21 protein-coding genes are annotated in these 20,431 nt (G+C 37.6%); all 21 read left to right on the top strand.

Features of this window, described 5'->3' with window-relative positions; all coding sequences use genetic code 11:
• The 21 genes from fliJ (at position 1) to IE155_RS02935 (ending at position 20,425) form a co-directional block, all read left to right on the top strand.
• Positions 1-444 (top strand): flagellar export protein FliJ, encoded by a 444-nt coding sequence (gene fliJ, locus IE155_RS03035; protein ID WP_189376629.1) that lies wholly within the window; start codon positions 1-3, stop codon positions 442-444.
• A 148-nt stretch (positions 445-592) separates the two neighbouring features.
• Entirely contained in the window at positions 593-2,638 is a 2,046-nt protein-coding gene (locus IE155_RS03030) for a flagellar hook-length control protein FliK (RefSeq protein ID WP_189376628.1), read from the top strand.
• Positions 2,639-2,737: 99 nt separating this feature from the next.
• The gene (gene fliL / locus IE155_RS03025) at positions 2,738-3,277 is read left to right on the top strand and encodes a flagellar basal body-associated protein FliL (RefSeq protein ID WP_189376627.1); all 540 of its coding nucleotides are present in this window, start codon (positions 2,738-2,740) and stop codon (positions 3,275-3,277) included.
• A 74-nt stretch (positions 3,278-3,351) separates the two neighbouring features.
• Positions 3,352-4,419 (top strand): flagellar motor switch protein FliM, encoded by a 1,068-nt coding sequence (gene fliM, locus IE155_RS03020; protein ID WP_189376626.1) that lies wholly within the window; start codon positions 3,352-3,354, stop codon positions 4,417-4,419.
• An 18-nt stretch (positions 4,420-4,437) separates the two neighbouring features.
• Positions 4,438-4,833, top strand: a complete 396-nt coding sequence (gene fliN / locus IE155_RS03015; protein ID WP_189376625.1) for a flagellar motor switch protein FliN — start codon at positions 4,438-4,440, stop codon at positions 4,831-4,833.
• A gap of 31 nt (positions 4,834-4,864) precedes the next feature.
• A complete protein-coding gene (gene fliO / locus IE155_RS03010; RefSeq protein WP_189376624.1) occupies positions 4,865-5,308 on the top strand; it encodes a flagellar biosynthetic protein FliO in 444 nt (147 codons plus the stop codon).
• Positions 5,295-6,089: a flagellar type III secretion system pore protein FliP gene (fliP, locus tag IE155_RS03005; RefSeq protein ID WP_189376623.1), complete on the top strand. Its 795-nt coding sequence runs from the start codon at positions 5,295-5,297 to the stop codon at positions 6,087-6,089. The genes fliO and fliP overlap by 14 nt, the downstream gene beginning before the upstream one ends.
• A complete protein-coding gene (gene fliQ, locus IE155_RS03000) occupies positions 6,089-6,358 on the top strand; it encodes a flagellar biosynthesis protein FliQ (protein ID WP_189376622.1) in 270 nt (89 codons plus the stop codon). The genes fliP and fliQ overlap by 1 nt, the downstream gene beginning before the upstream one ends.
• On the top strand, positions 6,358-7,140 hold the full coding sequence (gene fliR, locus IE155_RS02995) for a flagellar biosynthetic protein FliR (RefSeq protein ID WP_189376621.1): 783 nt from the start codon (positions 6,358-6,360) through the stop codon (positions 7,138-7,140). Before fliQ ends, fliR begins: the two co-directional genes overlap by 1 nt.
• A 2-nt stretch (positions 7,141-7,142) precedes the next feature.
• Positions 7,143-8,273 (top strand): flagellar biosynthesis protein FlhB, encoded by a 1,131-nt coding sequence (flhB, locus tag IE155_RS02990; RefSeq protein ID WP_189376620.1) that lies wholly within the window; start codon positions 7,143-7,145, stop codon positions 8,271-8,273.
• A 155-nt stretch (positions 8,274-8,428) separates the two neighbouring features.
• A complete protein-coding gene (flhA, locus tag IE155_RS02985; protein WP_189376619.1) occupies positions 8,429-10,531 on the top strand; it encodes a flagellar biosynthesis protein FlhA in 2,103 nt (700 codons plus the stop codon).
• Between the two features lie 68 nt (positions 10,532-10,599).
• Positions 10,600-12,066 carry a flagellar biosynthesis GTPase FlhF gene (gene flhF, locus IE155_RS02980; protein ID WP_189376618.1) on the top strand — a complete coding sequence of 489 codons (1,467 nt, stop codon included), beginning with the start codon at positions 10,600-10,602 and terminating at the stop codon, positions 12,064-12,066.
• A gap of 26 nt (positions 12,067-12,092) precedes the next feature.
• The gene (locus IE155_RS02975) at positions 12,093-12,968 is read left to right on the top strand and encodes a MinD/ParA family protein (RefSeq protein ID WP_189376617.1); all 876 of its coding nucleotides are present in this window, start codon (positions 12,093-12,095) and stop codon (positions 12,966-12,968) included.
• A 43-nt stretch (positions 12,969-13,011) separates the two neighbouring features.
• Positions 13,012-13,731 (top strand): RNA polymerase sigma factor FliA, encoded by a 720-nt coding sequence (locus IE155_RS02970; RefSeq protein WP_373295348.1) that lies wholly within the window; start codon positions 13,012-13,014, stop codon positions 13,729-13,731.
• Positions 13,732-13,778: 47 nt separating this feature from the next.
• Positions 13,779-14,162 carry a chemotaxis response regulator CheY gene (gene cheY / locus IE155_RS02965; protein ID WP_184426359.1) on the top strand — a complete coding sequence of 128 codons (384 nt, stop codon included), beginning with the start codon at positions 13,779-13,781 and terminating at the stop codon, positions 14,160-14,162.
• 24 nt (positions 14,163-14,186) lie between these two features.
• Positions 14,187-14,924: a protein phosphatase CheZ gene (locus tag IE155_RS02960; RefSeq protein ID WP_189376616.1), complete on the top strand. Its 738-nt coding sequence runs from the start codon at positions 14,187-14,189 to the stop codon at positions 14,922-14,924.
• Positions 14,925-14,937: 13 nt separating this feature from the next.
• Positions 14,938-17,010, top strand: a complete 2,073-nt coding sequence (locus IE155_RS02955; RefSeq protein WP_189376615.1) for a chemotaxis protein CheA — start codon at positions 14,938-14,940, stop codon at positions 17,008-17,010.
• Between the two features lie 38 nt (positions 17,011-17,048).
• Positions 17,049-18,188, top strand: coding sequence for a protein-glutamate methylesterase/protein-glutamine glutaminase (locus tag IE155_RS02950; RefSeq protein WP_189376614.1), 1,140 nt, complete (start codon positions 17,049-17,051; stop codon positions 18,186-18,188).
• Positions 18,189-18,263: 75 nt separating this feature from the next.
• The gene (locus IE155_RS02945) at positions 18,264-19,040 is read left to right on the top strand and encodes a ParA family protein (protein ID WP_189376613.1); all 777 of its coding nucleotides are present in this window, start codon (positions 18,264-18,266) and stop codon (positions 19,038-19,040) included.
• Between the two features lie 3 nt (positions 19,041-19,043).
• Positions 19,044-19,850, top strand: a complete 807-nt coding sequence (locus tag IE155_RS02940) for a chemotaxis protein CheW (protein WP_229816991.1) — start codon at positions 19,044-19,046, stop codon at positions 19,848-19,850.
• An 83-nt stretch (positions 19,851-19,933) separates the two neighbouring features.
• On the top strand, positions 19,934-20,425 hold the full coding sequence (locus tag IE155_RS02935; protein WP_189376612.1) for a chemotaxis protein CheW: 492 nt from the start codon (positions 19,934-19,936) through the stop codon (positions 20,423-20,425).
• The last annotated feature ends 6 nt before the right edge of the window (positions 20,426-20,431 follow it).

Genomic DNA, 20,431 nt, shown 5'->3' with positions numbered 1-20,431 from the left:
ATGTCATTACAACAGTTAAATATTTTATATAAATATGAGTACGACAAAGAAAGAAAAGCTGCACAGCAATTACAAATAGCTGAGCAAGACTATCAACAGAACTTATTACGTCTACAAAATGTTGGTGATTACCGTTTAGAATATATGAGAAGGCTAGATCAAAGATCGCTTGAAGGAATTGATAGTGCAACCTATCGCCATTTTCATGCTTTTATCGCTAAATTAGATAACGCCGCTGAGCAAGTTGAAATAGCTATAAAACAGGCTAAAGCATTAGTTGAACAGCGTAAAAGTCAATGGTTAACACAGCGACAAAAAGTGAAAGCAGTAGAGCATTTACAACAACAAAAAATAAAAGTACAAGAAAAAATTAATAATAAACGTGAACAGAACATGCTTGATGAATTTTCAACCCAACAGTATGTTCGTCGTGGTGTACGCTAAAGTAATTTCTTAATGATAACTTACCTTTTTATACTGGAAATAAATAATGGAACGATAATTGTATAGCTAGTGAGGAAGGCAAGTGAATAGACTGAGTTTTACTTGTTATATTGTTACTTTTTGTTTTTACTTCATTAGAAGGTTTGTTATGTCACCAATGAATGTTTTATCCATAGATAGTATACAAGCTACTGATAAATCAACAGTTAGTTCTAACTCCTCTTTAGGACCATGGAACGACAGTTCGAGTAAATTTTCAGACTTAATTAATCAGCATCAACAAGCTGCTCGTGGCAAAAGTAATCCTAAAAGCGGCAATAAAAATGACTCATCAGTTGCTTCAACAACGGGATCTCGTCAATCAATTACCGAAACTGATGAATCTCTTAATCATGAAAATATAGAGAGTGAAGCAATTGATGCTCAACGTGCTGAACATGATATTGAAGCCCAAGATAATGATAACTTAGTGACAGAAAAAGAGAGCCAAACAACGGAGAGTAAAGATAAAGTCAATGCTGATACGGCATCAAATACTCTGGATAAAAGTGCAACAACGCAAGAGAATATAAAAAATACAGAACAAGCAGAGCACCTGAAGCTTTTAGCTATGCTAGAAGCTTCAGAGGGAATATCGACAGATCATACCCCGACAGATGACAAAAGAATGTCTACAACTGAGGAGTCTAAGTTAGCAAAAATGTTAGCACAGATGAGTACTTTATCTGAAAAAGAGTTAGCTAAATTAAAAGAAAAGTTTTCAGGCGATACGTCTTCCGAAGAGATTAAGCAATTAGACACTGCGATTAAATATGAGTCTAAAGCGTCAAAAGAGGCAAAAAATAAATCGATTTCTATATCACCCCAAGTTACTGATTTTGAAGGTGAGCTTGTGGAAACTATGGAACAGAGCACATTGTCTGCAAAGAGTGGAAAAAATAAAGAAGATCTCAATGGACAAAATATTGTATCTCTTTCTTCCAAAAATTTAAGTAAGGAAGGTGAGTTAGCGGGGCACGCTAAAATTACAGACACACGTTCAATTGAAAGTAATGTTGAATCTATAGACGAGAGTAGTGATCTTGCTACAAGTGAAGCAAATGATAATAAAACATCACAACAAGCTAAAGTATTAAGTGATAAAGGTCTTGATATAAATACTGATAAAAAAAATGAAAAAGTATCGGCTAATAATCAAAACGAGAAAGTAGTTATTGAGTCTAAAAAAAATAATGAAGGCTTAGATTTCGCGTCCACAGAAGTAGAACAGTCGGCAGTATCAGCAAAAGGTGTTGAAGTTATTAAAGATTTTTCTACTAACAGCTATCAGACTAAAGATAGTAGTAACTTATCCGAACGCGTAAACATAACTCAGCAGTTAGGTCAGAATAATAACAATAATAGTGACACCAATAATCAAAAAAATGGACACTCTGATCAAGGTAAGCCTAATAGTGAGACAAAAACTATTAATATAGCGGATGCAGAAACATTAGAAATGACGGAATCCGAGGATAAGTTAGATCTGAATATGGATAAACGTATTCAACAAGAAGCTGTTGTTTCAGATAATAAACATGCTATATCGGCATTTTCAAGTAAAGAAACTTCTGTATTTAAACCGATAGAAATTAATCCGCATAATAATATTCACTCAACGAGTTTTGTACAAGCCGAAGCACAAGCTGCTTCACAAGTTATTGAAAAAGCAGCCAGTGATGCTATTGATGCAATGACACAGAAAAAAACACTAAATCTTCATAACGAGGCAATTTCAATTTATCGAAAAGATTTTAGCGCTGCAGTGAAAGATAAAGTGATGGTTATGATCAGTCAAAAATTGCAACAAGTTGAAATTCGCTTAGATCCCCCTGAGTTAGGTAGCATGCACGTAAAAGTTAATCTGCAAAATGAGCAAGCAGCTGTTAGCTTTATTGTACAAAATCAGCAAGCTAAAGATGCCCTAGACCAAAATATGGGAAAATTAAGAGATATGTTAGCACAAAATGGTGTTGACGTAGGAGATGCTAATGTTGAACAACAACAGCAGCAAACAAGTAGCGAAAGTGGAAATTCTGGGCAAGGTCGTCATTTTGATGACGGTAATTCTGGAGAGCTTGAAAGTCAACAGGCACTAGTTGCAAATGCTAATTTGTATAAAGCTTCAGCAACTGGTGTTGATTACTATGCTTAATAGACAGATATTTTAGAAAATACTTTTGCTGAGTATGGGATCAAGGATATAGTCTAAGAATAAGACCCCCATTTCGTAATAGAGAATTAAGGATTAACCATGGCAGACGAAAAAGCTCTCGAACTTGATAAATCAGGTAAAAAGAAAAAAATGATTATTATCATCGCAATTGTCGCTATTTTAGCGATTGGTGGTGGGGTAGCGTTCTTTTTTATGTCAGGTGGTGAAGATGTTTCTCAAGCACAGTTAGATGCCGTTTTAAGTAGTGGGCAATCCTCACCTGAAGGTGGTGAATCAACCGTTGAACAGGCGAGTATGGGAACTGCATTATATGTTCCTATGCCGAGACCTTTTCGATTTAATGTGCCAGGTGCGGCACGAGATCGATTTGTTGAAATACGTGTTCAGCTATTAGTTCGGGGTAGTAATAATGAAGAAGCCACTAAAAAGCATATTCCATTAGTGGAAAGCACCTTACTTGCTGTATTCACACAGTCCAATGCAGATGACTTAGCAACGAGTGCTGGTAAAACTTCATTGAAACAGAAGGCTTTAGCTGAAGTGCAAAAAGTGATGACTGAAGTTGAAGATGGTAAAATTATTGAACAGGTATTGTTTACTGGTTTTGTAATGCAATAATGCACTTTGCCCATTACGCTTATTTATATGCAGGGCAGTACGATTTTTTTGATAAAGACTGAAGAGATTATTGAGTGAGCGATTTATTATCACAAGACGAAATCGATGCGCTACTTCATGGTGTAGATGAAGTTGAAGAAGAGGAAATTGTTGAAGACGCTGGTGAGAAGAAGGGCACTAGTGACTACGACTTTTCTTCTCAAGATCGTATCGTACGTGGTCGTATGCCAACGTTGGAAATGGTGAACGAACGCTTTGCTCGTCATATGCGAATCAGCTTGTTTAATATGATGCGTCGAACGGCGGAAGTTTCGATTAACGGCATACAAATGATTAAATTTGGCGAGTACGTACATACGTTATTCGTACCAACTAGCTTAAATATGGTACGTTTTCGCCCATTAAAAGGTACCGCGCTTATTACAATGGAAGCGCGTTTGGTTTTCATATTAGTGGATAATTTTTTTGGTGGTGATGGCCGCTATCATGCAAAAATAGAAGGTCGAGAATTTACACCAACGGAACGCCGTATTATTCAAATGCTATTAAAGCTTATTTTTGAAGACTATAAAGAAGCTTGGTCGCCAGTAATGGATGTGTCATTTGAATATTTAGATTCAGAAGTGAATCCTTCAATGGCTAATATTGTAAGTCCTACAGAAGTCGTCGTGATTAGCTCATTTCATATTGAACTTGACGGTGGTGGTGGTGATTTCCACGTAGCCTTACCATATTCAATGTTAGAACCTATACGTGAATTATTGGATGCTGGCGTACAAAGTGATAAAGAAGACACTGACATGCGTTGGTCAAAGGCGCTTCGTGATGAAATCATGGATGTTCCTGTTGAGTTAACCACAAAATTTTTGGAAGTAGATATTTCATTACAACAAGTAATGGACTTAAAAGCTGGCGATATCATTCCAATAGAAATGCCAGAGCATATTACCGTATTAATAGAAGACTTACCGTCGTTTAGAGCTAAATTGGGTAAGAGTCGTGACAATGTTGCATTACAAATAAAAGAGAAAATTAAACGCCCTGAGTCAGTTAAATCTGAACTTACGATTTTGACTAAAGGCGGCAAACGATTGGACAGTGATGCTGAATTACATCTATTAGAAGATGATTTAGAGTATTAACAACCTGAGGTTAAAGGTATGAGTGATAACGAAGACGATTTAGGCATGTGGGACGAGGCTATGGAAGAGCAAGCTGAAGCCGAGGCTGAGGAAGCCAAACCTGTTGAGTTGGATGAATTACAAGAAGAAGATGCGCCAATTACGGGTGAAGAAAAACGTAAACTTGATGCGATTCTAGATATTCCTGTTACCATAGCAATGGAAGTAGGCCGTAGCCATATTAGTATTCGTAATTTACTACAGCTAAATCAGGGGTCTGTAGTTGAGTTAGATCGAGTCGCGGGTGAAGCGCTTGATGTACTCGTTAATGGTACATTAATTGCCCATGGCGAAGTGGTTGTAGTTAATGATAAATTTGGTATTCGATTAACGGATGTTATTAGTCAAGTTGAACGTATTAAAAAGCTTAAATAAATTTTCTAAACGTATACTGATATGCCTAACAATGAGCATACTTTCCTTGTCGGCTATGGCGCAGACCGATGTTGGTAAAAACCAGATTGTTCAAGAAACCATTGCACAAGAAAGTAGTGTTCAAGTCGGCAAGCATGCGAATACGAATTTAGATGCCGGTTCTATGATTGTCTCTTTGCTCATGGTATTGGTATTAATTGTAATCAGTGCCTTAATACTCAAAAAGTTTCAATTAACGACTAAGTCAGTTTCAGGAATGAAAGTGATCACCAGTTTATCATTAGGTCCTAAAGAACGATTGGTAGTGGTTGAAGTGCAAAACCAACAACTGCTACTAGGGGTGAGTGGACAGCAAATCACCTTATTAAAAACGCTAGATGAGCCTATAGATGTAGACAACAACACTGTTAATAATATTAATACATCCTGGTTAAAGTTTTTGACTAAATCGAGTGAAAATAATGATAAAAAATAATCCTTTTACTCGTTCAGGTTTAGGTAGCAAATTTTTAATACTGACGGGTATTATAATTGCCGGTTTGTTGAGTCAAAGTGTTTATGCACAAGACTTATCAATGTCAGCATTAAAATTAACCACTAATCCTGACGGCTCTCAAGAGTATTCTATTACACTGCAAATACTCATTTTTATGACGGCGCTGAGCTTTATTCCAGCGGCCGTGATTATGATGACGTCTTTTACTCGTATTGTGGTGATTATGGCAATACTTCGTCAAGCTTTTGGTTTACAACAAACGCCTTCAAATCAAGTGATTATAGGCTTAACCTTGTTTATGACCTTGTTTATTATGACACCTGTTTATAATCAGATACATGATCGTGCTATTGCACCCTATATGGCGGATCAAATGACGTCGATGGAAGCGGTTGATCAAGCTAAAGTTCCGTTACGAACTTTTATGCTTGAACAAACTCGTATTAAAGATTTAGATACATTGGCAAATATGGCCGGTATCACACAAGCAGACAAACCAGAAGATTTACCAATGACTGTTATTATTCCAGCTTTCATTATCAGTGAATTAAAAACAGCATTTCAAATTGGGTTTATGCTATTTATTCCTTTTTTAATTATCGATTTAGTGGTTGCCAGTATTTTAATGGCAATGGGTATGATGATGTTATCCCCCATGATTGTATCATTGCCTTTTAAGCTCATGCTATTTGTGCTGGTAGATGGCTGGAACTTAGTGATAGGTACTATCGCAACGAGTTATGGATTAGGAGCAGTGTAATGAGCCCTGAGGTCTTTGTTGATATATTACGAGATGCATTATTTCTAGTAATACTACTTGTTAGCGCAACAATTATTCCTAGTTTAATTATTGGATTAGTTGTTGCTGTTTTCCAAGCCGCGACCTCAATAAATGAGCAAACACTGAGTTTTCTTCCGCGATTAATTGTCACCTTACTGACATTAATTGTTGGTGGACATTGGCTGGTTCAACAGTTAATGGACTATACAATAAGGCTAATTAATAGCATCCCCTCTGTGGTGAGCTAATGGAGTTTACCCAGTCAGTCATAAATCAGTACATGGCTGATTTTATACTGCCTTTTGCACGTGTTTCTGCACTGATTATGTCAATGATGGGCTTGGGCGCTCAAACGATTCCTACACGAGTGAAACTCTTTCTTTGTTTAGCGATCACTATTGCAATAATGCCAGCTATTCCTCCAACAAAGGTTGATGAATTGGTTTCATTACAAACGGCATTATTGATAGCAGAACAAACTCTGATAGGGGTAATGATTGGCTTTGTGACCATTATTGTAGTGAATACATTCACCTTGGCCGGACAAATTATTGCAATGCAGTCGGGGTTAGGGTTTGCATCATTAGTTGACCCTGCAAGTGGTATGAACGTTCCAGCCGTAGGGCAATTTTTCTTAATTTTAACAACACTACTTTTTTGGGTGATGGATGGGCATTTAGCCTATTTAAATTATGTTGTCGTTAGTTTTGAAACACTGCCTATACCTTTAGAAAGCTTTGAAACCATTAAGTACAAAGAAATTGTAGAATGGGGAAGTTGGATGTTTGCTACCGCATTATCATTGGCCATGGCGCCCATTACCGCGATGTTATTAGTTAATTTTTCTTTTGGGATCATGACACGTGCGGCCCCTCAATTAAATATCTTTGCGATTGGTTTTCCAATTACCATGTGCTCTGGTTTGATTATTATGTGGCTAACGATGGGAAATTTTATTATTCACTTTGAAGCTCAGTGGCAACGCGCATTAGACTTTAGCTGTTACCTTATCAACTGTCAGGGGAGTTAATAATGGCTGAAGAAAGTAGTGGTGAAAAAACCGAAGAACCCACGGCGAAAAAGCTGGCTGATGCACGAAAAAAAGGTCAAATAGCACGCTCAAAAGATTTAGGAACGCTATTTGTGCTTGTTGGCAGCGCAGTCGCATTAATGATGGTTGGTGGTAGCTTAGTTGACAACTTAACGAAAATGATGAAACGCTTATTTAGTGTATCTCGTAGAGAAGCTATGGATATACATGCATTATATCAAGCGGTTAGTGAAAGTGTTTCTGCTGTCTTTTCTCCATTGATGTGGATTTTTGCCATTATCATGGTGGCCGCATTTATCGGAAATACTATGTTAGGTGGCATGAGCTTTTCGTGGGAAGCTATGGCGCCAAAACTAAGTAAAATGTCACCATTAGCTGGGTTTAAGCGTATGTTTGGCGTGCAGGCTTATGTTGAATTAATCAAATCCATCCTTAAGTTTTTTGTTGTTTTCATTGTTGCATATTTATTATTAGATAACCTTTTTGATCAAATACTCTCTTTAAGTGTTGAGGCTATTCCGTTTAATTTTTCTCATGCAGTAGAAATGCTTTTATGGATGTTTCTAGTGTTAGCATGCTCACTTATTATTATTGTAATCGTTGATGCTCCTTATCAAAAGTGGAACCATACTCGTCAATTAAAAATGACAAAGCAAGAAATTAAAGACGAACATAAAAATACCGAAGGTAGTCCCGAAATTAAGGGGCGTATTCGTCGTACACAATATGAAATGTCGCAGCGACGAATGATGGCTGAAGTGCCTGATTCTGATGTGGTTATTACTAATCCAACTCACTTTTCTGTTGCATTAAAATATGATCCTCAAGGCACTGGCGCGCCAATTCTTGTTGCCAAAGGGGTGGATCAAATGGCATTACATATTCGTACCATTGCAAAAGAGCATAATGTCGAAATTATTGCATCACCTGCACTGGCACGCTCTTTATATTACACAGCAGAAGTCGATGATGAAATTCCTGAAGAGTTATTTGCAGCAGTCGCGCAAATTTTAGCTTTTGTATTTCAACTAGCTGAACATAGAAAGGGGCATGCGAAACGCCCTAAAGCATTATCTAAAAATTTACCAATCCCTGATGAGTTCAAGTATTAATAATCTAGGTCGGTTATTATGCTGACAAAAATATGAAACATTAACGCCCGAAACTGTTGTTCTAAAAGCTTGCCAGTAATTTGCACATCCCTTAAATACTTGGCGCATAAATTGCTGGTCACTAGTATGCGTCAATATTTTATCGTGTGTAGTAAATGCAACTAGCATCCCATTTTAATCAATTAAAGCAAAAGAAATTCAGTTATTTGTCAGGAATAGGGACTCCTATACTTGTGATGGCTGTCCTTGGCATGATTATTCTACCCATGCCTGCATTTTTACTTGATATATTATTTTCATTTAACATAGCTTTATCCTTAGTTGTTTTACTTATCACCGTTTACACCTTAAAACCGTTAGATTTTGGTTCTTTTCCTGCCGTTCTTCTTATTGCTACCATTTTACGATTAGCATTAAACGTAGCCAGTACACGTGTTGTGTTATTAGAAGGTCATGAAGGGCCGGGCGCGGCAGGTAAAGTTATTGAAGCGTTTGGTTCGGTGGTTATCGGAGGGAACTATGCCGTTGGTTTAGTTGTCTTTTTAATCCTTATTATTATCAATTTCATGGTAGTTACTAAAGGTGCCGGCCGAATTTCAGAAGTAACCGCGCGTTTCACTTTAGATGCAATGCCTGGTAAACAAATGGCAATAGATGCTGATTTAAATGCGGGTTTTATTACTGCTGAACAGGCGCGTGAAAGACGAATTGAAGTGACTAGTGAGGCTGACTTTTACGGCTCAATGGACGGTGCTAGTAAATTTGTAAAAGGCGATGCGATTGCAGGTATCTTAATATTATTTATTAACATTACTGGTGGATTAGTCATCGGTATGGTGCAGCACGATTTGTCGTTTGATAACGCGGTTGAAATTTATACGCTATTAACCATTGGTGATGGGTTAGTTGCACAAATACCTGGATTATTACTTTCTATTGGTACAGCGATTGTTGTAACGCGTCAAAATACTACCCAAGATATGGGGCAGCAAGTTAGTAATCAGTTAGGGCAGGAAAAGTCACTATATATTGCTGCTGGTGTCATGTTTGTCATGGGTATTGTGCCTGGCATGCCAAACTTAATATTTATTATGTTTGGTATATTCATTGCGGGTAGCGCTTATTTAAGTGGTAAATTGAAAGCAGCTAAAGCGGTTGAATTAGTAGAGAAAGAGCAAGCAGATAAAATAGAAAGCCAACAGCAAGAAGCCGAAGTTAAAGATCTTGGATGGGATGATGTTAACCATGTCGATATTATTGGTCTTGAAATAGGTTATCGCCTAATTCCACTTGTGGATAAAGGCCAAGGTGGTGAATTACTCAATCGAATAAAAGGAGTGAGAAAAAAATTATCACAAGAGTTTGGCTTTTTAGTACCAGCTGTTCATATTAGAGATAACTTAGATCTTGATCCTAACTCTTATCAAATATCATTAATGGGCGTGGCCGTTGGTGAGGCAGAAATCCGACATGATCATGACTTAGCGATCAATCCTGGACAAGTTTATGGCAAACTTGACGGTATTGCGACCAAAGATCCGGCTTTTGGTTTAGATGCAGTATGGATAACACAAAATCAACGGGAACAAGCTCAATCATTAGGTTATACCGTGGTTGATGCTGCGACCGTTTTAGCCACACATCTGAGTCAAGTGTTAACCAACAATGCATCACAATTGCTTGGCCATGAAGAAGTGCAAAACTTACTCGACTTGTTAGCCAAAAATTACCCTAAATTGGTCGAAGGTTTGATCCCCGATACCTTAACGTTAGGCACCATTGTTAAAGTATTACAAAACTTAATGAATGAGGGTGTACCAGTTCGTGATATGCGCAGCATAGTTCAAACATTAGCTGAATACGGTCCTAAGAGCCAAGATCCAGAAGTATTAACTGCCGCTGTACGTATAACCCTACGTAAATTCATAGTTCAAGAGCTTATTGGATCAGATATTGAAGTACCTGTCATAACATTGTCACCTGAGTTGGAACAAATGTTGCACCAATCAATGCAGATGGCAGGAGATGATGGTGCTGGTATTGAACCTGGGCTTGCAGAGCGTTTACAACAGTCGTTAACTGAAGGCGCTCAACAACAAGAAATGGCGGGCGAAACAGCAATATTATTAACTTCAGGGATATTAAGATCTGTTATGGCTAAATTTGTTAAATATACCATCCCAAGTTTACGAGTTATTTCATATCAAGAGATACCGGATGATAAACAAATTAAAATTGTAAGTTCAATTGGCCAGTAATCTGGTAGTCAAACAGAGTATGTAATTAATCTGGTAAATATATCAGTAAGTTGGTGTAGGAGTTTTTTATGAAAATTAAACGTTTTGTTGCAAAAGATATGAGAACCGCTCTAATCGAAATAAAGGAAGAATTAGGTCCGGATGCTGTGATCATGTCAAATAAAAAAATTCCTGAAGGCGTCGAATTAATGGCAGCGGTAGATCATAGTCAAAGATCAACAGTTACTAGCGATTCAATAAGTCATGATGAAAATCTTTCAAATGATGTGGTATCAATTAGTAGTCAAGCGTTTAAACCACTAGCTGATTCTAACCCTAATGATAATCCCCCGCCTGCTGATAGCCTATCGGCCTTGTTAAATCGTACCGTACAGCAACCTTCAACGGCTAATAACCATGGTCAAAGCCAGCCTCAGGCAGCTGAAAGTAATATTGAACTACAACTGAAAAGCTTTACTGATAGGTTAGAAAAAAATGCTCAGCAAAATCAGCAAGCGAGAGTAACAACGCCATCTAATGATTCAACAGCGTCACAGTCAAGGTATTTAAATACTCAAAATACACAACCAGTAAATGGTGATTCGGCTGCTAATAATGCTGTTAATACAAATACTGACATTGAGCAAATGCGACAAGAAATGCAAAGTATCCGTCAATTACTAGAACATCAAGTTTCTGGATTAATGTGGCAAGATATGGCACAGAAGGATCCCGGTAAAGCGGTACTTGTTAATCGCTTAATGCAAATGGGGATTACTGAAAAACTTTCAGATCAAGTAGCCAGTTATATTCCTAACTCGGTTAATGAAGACCAAGCATGGGGGCATGCGAAAAAATTACTATCCCAACAGCTTGATACTACAAGTAATGACATCATCCATAAAGGAGGCGTTGTCGCATTAATTGGTCCTACTGGTGTTGGTAAAACTACCACTATTGCAAAATTAGCGGCGCGATTTGCACAGATACACGGTGCAGATCAAGTGGTTATGATTTCAACAGATAGCTATAGAATTGCGGGATTTGAACAACTTTCTACTTATGGTCGAATTATTGGTTGCCAAGTAAAAATGGCTAAAGATTCACAATCGCTTGATTTATTATTACAACAATATGCTAAGAAGAAATTAGTCCTTATAGATACCGCAGGTATGGGACAAAGAGATATGAGGCTAGCGCAGCACTTAGCGACATTAGTTACTAATTCGCGGGTAAAAATCAGGAACTACCTAGTACTTGCTGCGAACTCCCAACAACGAGTAATGCAAGAAAACGTGCAACGCTTCAAAAAAATACCATTAGCGGGATGTATTTTTACTAAGCTTGATGAAAGTTTAAGTGTTGGAGAAATAATCACTACAGCTATTCAAAATGGTCTTCCAATTGGCTATCTTACGGATGGTCAACGAGTACCAGAAGATATTAAAGTTGCAAATGCTGAAAAGTTAGTTACTCTTGCAGAAAGAATGACAAATAAATATAGCAATCAACACTTTTCACGACCAATGTCCATGACTTCTGCTGCAATTGTGTAATACTGATTGAATGAGAACAAATATAGATGATCGATCAAGCGAGTGGTTTAAGAAAAATGCAAGATGCTAATCACGCCAGTAGAAAGAGTAACAATCAAATAAAAGTTATCGCTGTTTCAGGAGGTAAAGGTGGTGTTGGTAAAACCAATGTATCACTAAATACTTCAATTGCTTTAGCTCAACTTGGTAAACGCGTACTTGTTCTAGATGCTGATTTAGGTCTAGCTAATTGTGATGTAATGCTTGGTTTAAGAGTACAACGTAATCTCTCCCATGTGCTGTCGGGTGAATGTGAACTTGATGATATTATCATTCAAGGTCCTGCGGGAATTAACATTATACCTGCAACTTCAGGCACGCAATCTATGGTAGATTTAACACCATCGGAACATGCCGGTTTAATTAGAGCGTTTAGTGATATGAAAACGCAATTTGACGTGCTTGTTGTTGATACAGCTGCGGGTATTTCTGACATGGTGCTTAGTTTTGCAAGAGCAGCACAAGATGTATTACTCGTTGTTTGTGATGAACCAACGTCAATTACCGATTGTTATGCCTTAATGAAGCTTTTAAGTCGTGATCATGGGGTTTTTAAATTTAAAGTAGTTGCTAATATGGTGCGTAGTCCAAAAGAGGGGCAGCAATTATTCGGAAAATTATCAAAAGTTAGTGAGCGCTTTTTGGATGTTGCGCTAGAATTAGTCGGTGTGATCCCTTTTGATGAAAATATCAGAAAATCAGTGCGTAAGCAGCAAGCAATTGTTGAAGCCTTTCCAGATTCACCAGCATCGAAAGCACTTAAACAACTTGCAGCAAAAATTATAAAATGGCCAATACCGCATCAAGCATCTGGTCATTTAGAGTTTTTCATTGAACAGTTATTAGAAAATCATACTAATTAATTCATTTGGTATAACAAAATCCATAAAATAATGGTGAGCAATAGTGGTAAAAGCCAATGCGTATAGTAATCAGATAGATAAAACAGTTTTGCTTGAGCAGCATACTGTTTTAGTTAAACGTATAGCCTATCATTTACTTGCGAGACTCCCTTCTAGTGTAATCGTTGATGACTTAATCCAATCGGGTATGATTGGGCTATTAGAAGCAGCCAATAATTTTGACAATAGTAAAGGTGCTAGTTTTGAAACCTTCGCGGGGATCAGAATTAGAGGAGCTATGCTTGACGAAATACGCCGTGGAGACTGGACTCCACGCTCAGTTCATAAAAATAGTCGAATGATTAATGAAGCAATCAAAACGCTTGAAGCTGAACTTGGTCGAGATGTTTCTGATATTGAAGTTGCTGAAAAACTTGATATTTCGCTAAATGAGTACCATCATATTCTTAATGAAGTTAGCACGGGTAGAATAATAGGTATTGAAGACTTAGGTGTAAGTGAAGACGCGCTAAGTCAATTAGAAGATCCATGTAACAGCGATCCCTATGGAAATATTGAGCAAGTTGTATTTAAAAAATCACTTAGTGAGTGTATTTCTACTTTACCAGAACGAGAAGCTTTAGTACTGTCATTGTATTACGATGAAGAATTGAATTTACGCGAGATTGGTCATGTACTTGATGTGAGCGAATCAAGAGTAAGTCAAATTCACAGCCAAGCATTGCATCGGTTAAAAGCACGTATGCAATCTTGGAAAAGTTGATTACAATATAACAATTAGAATTTAGAACTATATCCCCGGAGGGTGTCTTGGATAAAAATATGAAAGTACTTGTTGTTGATGATTTCTCAACAATGAGACGTATAGTGAAAAATCTTTTACGTGACTTGGGCTTCACTAATATCTCAGAGGCAGATGACGGTAGTACAGCACTACCTATGCTTCAAGGTGGTGATTTTGATTTTGTAGTTACAGATTGGAATATGCCAGGTATGCAAGGAATTGATTTATTAAAAGCAATTCGAGCTGATGCTAGTTTATCTCATATTCCTGTTCTGATGGTAACAGCCGAGGCTAAAAAAGAGCAGATTGTTATGGCGGCTCAAGCAGGCGTTAATGGCTATATCGTTAAACCATTCACAGCAGCAACATTAAAAACTAAGCTTGATAAAATATTTGAGCGTTTAGGATAACCTAATCATTAGTAAGGATGTTGCATGAGTGTGAGCACAAATGTCCATGTTTCACTGGAACAGGCAAAGTTATTAGTTGAATATCTTGAGAATGATCAACAAGATAAAGCTGATGATCTCGTTGCTGAGATACAAAATCCGATCAATACAGCACTCTTTGCTGAAATTGGTAAATTAACGCGTCAATTACATGACTCGTTAACGAATTTTCAAGTGGATTCTCGCCTCAACGATTTAGCCAATGCTGATATTCCTGATGCAAAAGAGCGTTTGAACTACGTTATTACCCGTACGGAAGAAGCGGCGAATAAAACAATGGATGCGGTTGAATCTATTTTTCCTGTTGTTGATGCCATACAGCATCAAATTACAACAGTTAAACCTTTGTGGCATAAATTGATGCACAATGAACTAGATCTTCCTGAGTTTAAAAGCCTTTGTGCTGATATAGACACCTTACTCACAACAACTGACCGAGAAACCGCTCACATGCACGCATTGATGACGGATGTGTTAATGGCACAAGATTTTCAAGATCTTACGGGGCAAGTGATACGAAAAGTCATAGAACTTGTAAGAGAAGTTGAAGATAGTTTAATTAATATGTTAACAGCTTTCGGTCTTAATTCAGCATCAGAAAAACCTAAACCTAAAGTGGGCAATAATTTAGTAGAAGGCCCTATTGTTAATACCGAAAATAGAGATGACGTTGTTTCTGACCAAGATGATGTTGATGATCTTTTATCAAGCCTAGGATTTTAAGAGGAATTGTTGGATGTCTTATGAAGCAGATGAAGAAATTCTTCAGGATTTTTTAATCGAAGCAGGTGAAATACTTGAGAGTTTATCTGAACAACTTGTTGAGTTAGAAAACGATCCAGAAAACGCCGACTTACTTAATGCTATTTTTAGAGGCTTTCATACCGTAAAAGGTGGGGCTGGTTTTTTAGCGCTAACTGAACTTGTTGATGCTTGTCATGGTGCAGAAAATGTTTTTGATATTCTTCGTACTGGCCAACGCTCGGTAAATGCCGATTTAATGGATGTTATTTTAAAAGCGCTAGATACCATTAATGAAATGTTTGCTCAAGTTCAGAACCGTGAACCTGTAGATGCTGCTGATCCTGAGCTTTTAGCTCAACTTCATCGTTTAAGTGTTCCTGAAAGTGTTGAGGATTCCGTCGCTCCTGTTGTTGAAGAACCTGTAATTTCAGACGAAGCGACTTCAAGTAGTGATTCTAATGATGAAATGTCTGAAGATGAATTTGAACGTTTGTTGGATGAACTTCATGGGGCCAGTGCTCCAAGTCAACCTGCGGTAACTACACCGGAATCAAGCAGTAATGAGATGTCAGAAGATGAATTCGAATCATTACTTGATGAATTACACGGCCAGGGTTCATTTTCTTCTGAAACAGCTAAAAAAGAACTTGTAGCGCCTAATAAGAATGATATTACAGATGATGAGTTTGAATCATTATTAGATGAATTACACGGTCAAGGAAAATCCCCACAAACAAGCGAGAAAGTTGATTCTGCGCCAACGCCAGTAACGCCAGCTGCAGCAAAAAAAGTTGAAGCAGCTCCGGCAGATCCTAAACCTGCAGTCCCTAAACCTGCAGTAGCTAAGGCTCCTATTGAGAAAAAGCCACCTCAAGGCGAAACAACGGTTCGTGTTGACACTCAACGACTAGACCAAATAATGAATATGGTGGGTGAGCTTGTATTGGTACGAAATCGTCTTACAAGCTTAGGTATGACCAAAGAAGATGAAGAATTAACTAAAGCGGTTTCCAACTTAGATGCGGTGACAACAGATTTGCAAGGCGCAGTAATGAAAACGCGTATGCAACCAATTAAAAAAGTTTTTGGCCGTTTTCCACGTGTTGTTCGTGACTTAGCACGCTCATTAAATAAAGATATTAAATTAATTCTGATTGGTGAAGAAACTGACCTAGATAAAAACTTAGTGGAGGCACTTGCTGATCCCTTAGTCCATTTAGTCCGTAATTCAGTTGACCATGGAATTGAAGAGCCTGACGTACGTGAGGCTAATGGTAAAAATCGAGAAGGTACGGTAACTTTATCTGCTTCTCAAGAAGGTGATCATATATTACTGACTATCCGCGATGACGGTGCCGGTATGAATGCTAACAAGCTTAAAGAAATTGCGATTAGTCGTGGCGTGTTAGACGAAGATGCGGCAAATAGAATGTCAGATAAAGATGCATTTAGTTTGATTTTTGCACCAGGGTTTTCAACAAAAACTGAAATATCTGAAGTATCGGGTCGTGGCGTTGGTATGGATGTGGTTAAAACTAAAATCACACAGCTTAATGGTACTGTAAATATTGATTCAGAAATGGGGGTTGGCACCGTACTAGAGATCAAAGTACCTTTAACCTTAGCAATATTACCCACATTAATGGTTGTTGTTGGTAAACAAACGTTTGCATTACCACTAGCCGCTGTAAATGAAATATTCCACTTAGATTTAACCAATACTAACCTTGTAGACGGACAATTAACCATTATTGTGCGAGATAAAGCTATTCCATTGTTTTATCTTGATCAATGGTTAGTGAGAAATTATGTGGAAGGTAAACGTGATACTGGGCATGTTGTTATTGTGCAATTAGGAAATCAACAAGTAGGTTTTGTTGTTGATAGCTTAATTGGTCAAGAAGAGGTTGTAATCAAACCTTTAGATAGATTATTACATGGAACACCAGGAATGGCTGGCGCAACTATTACAAGTGATGGTGGTATTGCGTTAATTATCGATGTACCAAATATGCTGAAATATTATGCGAAAAAATCTATTGTAAATAAGAAACTTCGCTCATAATTCCTATTGTGGTATATAAAAAGACAAAGAGAAGTTAAATGGCCTATAAGGTTTTGGTGGTAGACGACTCCAGCTTTTTTCGTCGTCGTGTTAGTGATATATTAGAAAGTGATCCAAACCTAACTGTGATTGACTTTGCCGTCAATGGTCAAGAGGCTGTCGATAAAGCGAAAACGTTAAGGCCTGATGTCATCACGATGGATATCGAAATGCCTGTATTAAATGGCATTGATGCTGTGAAGCAAATCATGGCCAAGTCACCAACAGCAATTTTGATGTTCTCTTCATTAACTCATCAAGGCGCTAAAGCTACGTTAGAGGCGTTAGATGCAGGTGCATTAGACTTTTTACCTAAAAAATTTAATGAAATAGCCAAAACTAATAGTGATGCGGGTAACATCCTTAAACAACGTGTTTTAGAGATAGCTCAGAAAAAAAGTCCAAGTGCACGCCGCACTATATCTCCTGTTTCTAATTCATTGTTACGTAATAAAACTGTCGCTCAAGCTCCAATAGGAACCTTAGGCGGTGCGAGGGTTTCTAGCTCTGTTGATAATGTTCGCTCTGCTCCTCGTAACACTGGACATATTAGCAAGGATAAAGCTTATAAACTTTTAGCAATAGGTACGTCAACTGGTGGGCCAGTAGCACTTCAAAAAGTTTTAACCCAATTGCCTGAAAATTTCCCGCTGCCTATTATTATGATCCAGCATATGCCAGCGGCTTTTACTTTAGCTTTTGCTAATAGACTTAATAGCTTATGTAAAGTTAAAGTTAAAGAGGCTGAAAATGGCGATGTGCTTAAACCAGGGCATGCTTACCTTGCTCCTGGTGGAAAACAGATGATATTAGAAGGTAGTGCATCTAATGCCAGATTGAAAATTTTTGAAGATGATTCACCTCGCATTGCATTTAAACCAAGTGTTGATATTAGTTTTGGTTCGGCAGCTAAAATTTATTCAGGGGATGTCTTAGGTATTATACTAACGGGGATGGGCTCTGACGGCAGGGAAGGTTCTCGTTTATTAAAAAGTAAAGGAGCGACTATTTGGTCTCAAGATGAAGAATCTTGTGTGGTATACGGTATGCCACAAGCAGTTGCCGTAGCCGGTATTTCAGAATTAGCTTTACCTTTGCTTGAGTTTCCTAAAGCAATTATTAAAGCGGTGATTAAATAATATTTTATTTCCTAAATAGCGTATTATTAGCGTTATAGTGTAAATAAGCTGATAGATTAATTTATAGGTGAATCTTTGATTGTTTGGACAGTAGCGAACCAAAAAGGTGGAGTTGGAAAAACAACGACTACTATATCTTTAGGCGGATTGTTAGCAGAACAAGGGTATAAAGTATTGCTTATTGATACTGATCCTCATGCATCACTCAGCTATTATTTTGGTATAGAATCAGAGGATTTAGATCTAAGTGTCTATGATTTATTTGTTCAAGTTTCAACCAAAGAACAAATAATGATGAGCTTATGCCCGACTAAATATGAAAATATTGATATTTTACCCGCCACTATGGGGCTGGCAACACTTGATCGTTCACTAGGAAGTAAAGGTGGCATGGGGTTGGTGCTAAAAAAGGCACTTGAAAAATTAAAAGATGAATATGATTATGTCTTAATCGACTGTCCTCCAGTACTTGGTGTGTTGATGGTAAATGCGCTTGCTGCATGCGATCGCATCATAGTTCCAGCTCAAACTGAGTTCCTTGCCCTCAAAGGTTTAGACCGTATGATCAAAACGATGGAGATTATGCAAGGAGAGCAGCATAAACCTTTTACTTTTAGCATAGTTCCTACTATGTTTGATAAAAGAACTAAAGCATCGCTACAAGCGTATTTAAAAATGCAAGAATTGTATGGAAAAACCGTTTGGCCGGGGGTTATTCCGATAGATACTAATTTTAGAAATGCTAGTGTTGTTCAAAAAGTGATGTCAGATTTTTCTGCAACATCTCGAGGGACACAAGCATATCGGAATTTAGTTGATTACCTAATAAAACTTGATGTGAAAAATAGATAATTTATGGCAAACCCATTAGCTGCAAGTAAAAAATTAATGCAAAATTATCTCTCGGAATTACTCACAGAAGAACCCGGGGATAAGTCGCCTATTACACCTTCTACAGAAGCTAGCTCGCATATGAGCTCTGCCGTTGTAGATAAAGATAAAGAAAAACTGAATAAGCTTTTACAACAAGCAAGCGCTACCCAAGCATTAACGAAAGATTTTAACACAGTTACTACGGTAAAATCTGAACATGCGCGCACCGTCGCAGTACCTGAGAAAGAAGAAACGCCTTTAGCTGAAGCTAACGAAGAAATACGAACAAATAAGAGTTCAGGCGAATTAAAAGTTAAAGTATCTAAGGATTACCGTAAAGGCAGTTTCCAAGCAATGTTTTTTGATGTTGCAGGGTTAACAATCGCTGTACCGTTAATTGAACTAGGGGGTATTCACAATGTTGATAAAACGACTAGTTTAATGGGAAAACCTGATTGGTTTAAAGGAGTAATGGTTCATCGCGAAGATAAAATTAATGTGGTGGATACCGCACTCTGGGTTATGCCCGAAAAGTGTAATAAAACATTAAAAAATTCGCTAAATTATCAATATATTATTATGCTTAGTGATAGCTCATGGGGCTTGATGGCTGAACACTTAGTTGACACAGTTACATTAGAGCAAGAAGATGTTAAGTGGATAGAACAAACAAGCAAGCGTCCATGGTTGGCTGGTTTAGTAAAAGAAAGAATGTGTGCCTTACTTGATGTTGAAGCATTAATTAAGTTATTAGATCAGGGTGCCAATATTAACCAGCTTGATAAATAATTACCTAACATAGTGTAATTATTGATAATTTAGATATAAACTAATTTAAATTTAAAAGTGAATAACTTTAAGAGGCGAGTTGTATGTCTGACGAAAGACGTAATGCAAAAGAAGCAACAGATAACGATGAAGTATTACAATGGGTAACTTTCAAGCTTGATTGTGAAACTTATGGGATCAACGTAATGCAAGTTCAAGAAGTATTACGTTACACTGAAATAGCCCCTGTACCCGGCGCACCACTTTATGTTTTAGGTATAATTAACCTACGCGGCAACGTTGTAACTGTTATTGATACGCGGTCACGCTTTGGTTTAGATTCTTCGGAAGTTACCGATAATACACGTATTGTTATTATTGAATCTGAGAAGCAAGTTATTGGTATTTTGGTTGATAGCGTTGCAGAAGTTGTTTATTTAAAGGCTTCAGAGATAGACGTTGCACCAAATGTTGGTAACGAAGAAAGTGCTAAGTTTATTCAAGGCGTGTCGAATCGTGACGGTGAATTATTAATTTTGGTCGATCTCAATAAATTATTATCTGACGATGAGTGGGATGAACTTAAGCAATTTTAATCATTA

Source organism: Thalassotalea profundi (assembly GCF_014653195.1).
GTDB classification, from domain to species: domain Bacteria; phylum Pseudomonadota; class Gammaproteobacteria; order Enterobacterales; family Alteromonadaceae; genus Thalassotalea_B; species Thalassotalea_B profundi.
Note: the sequence above shows the minus strand (reverse complement) of the source record. Positions and strands in the feature narration are given on the sequence as shown.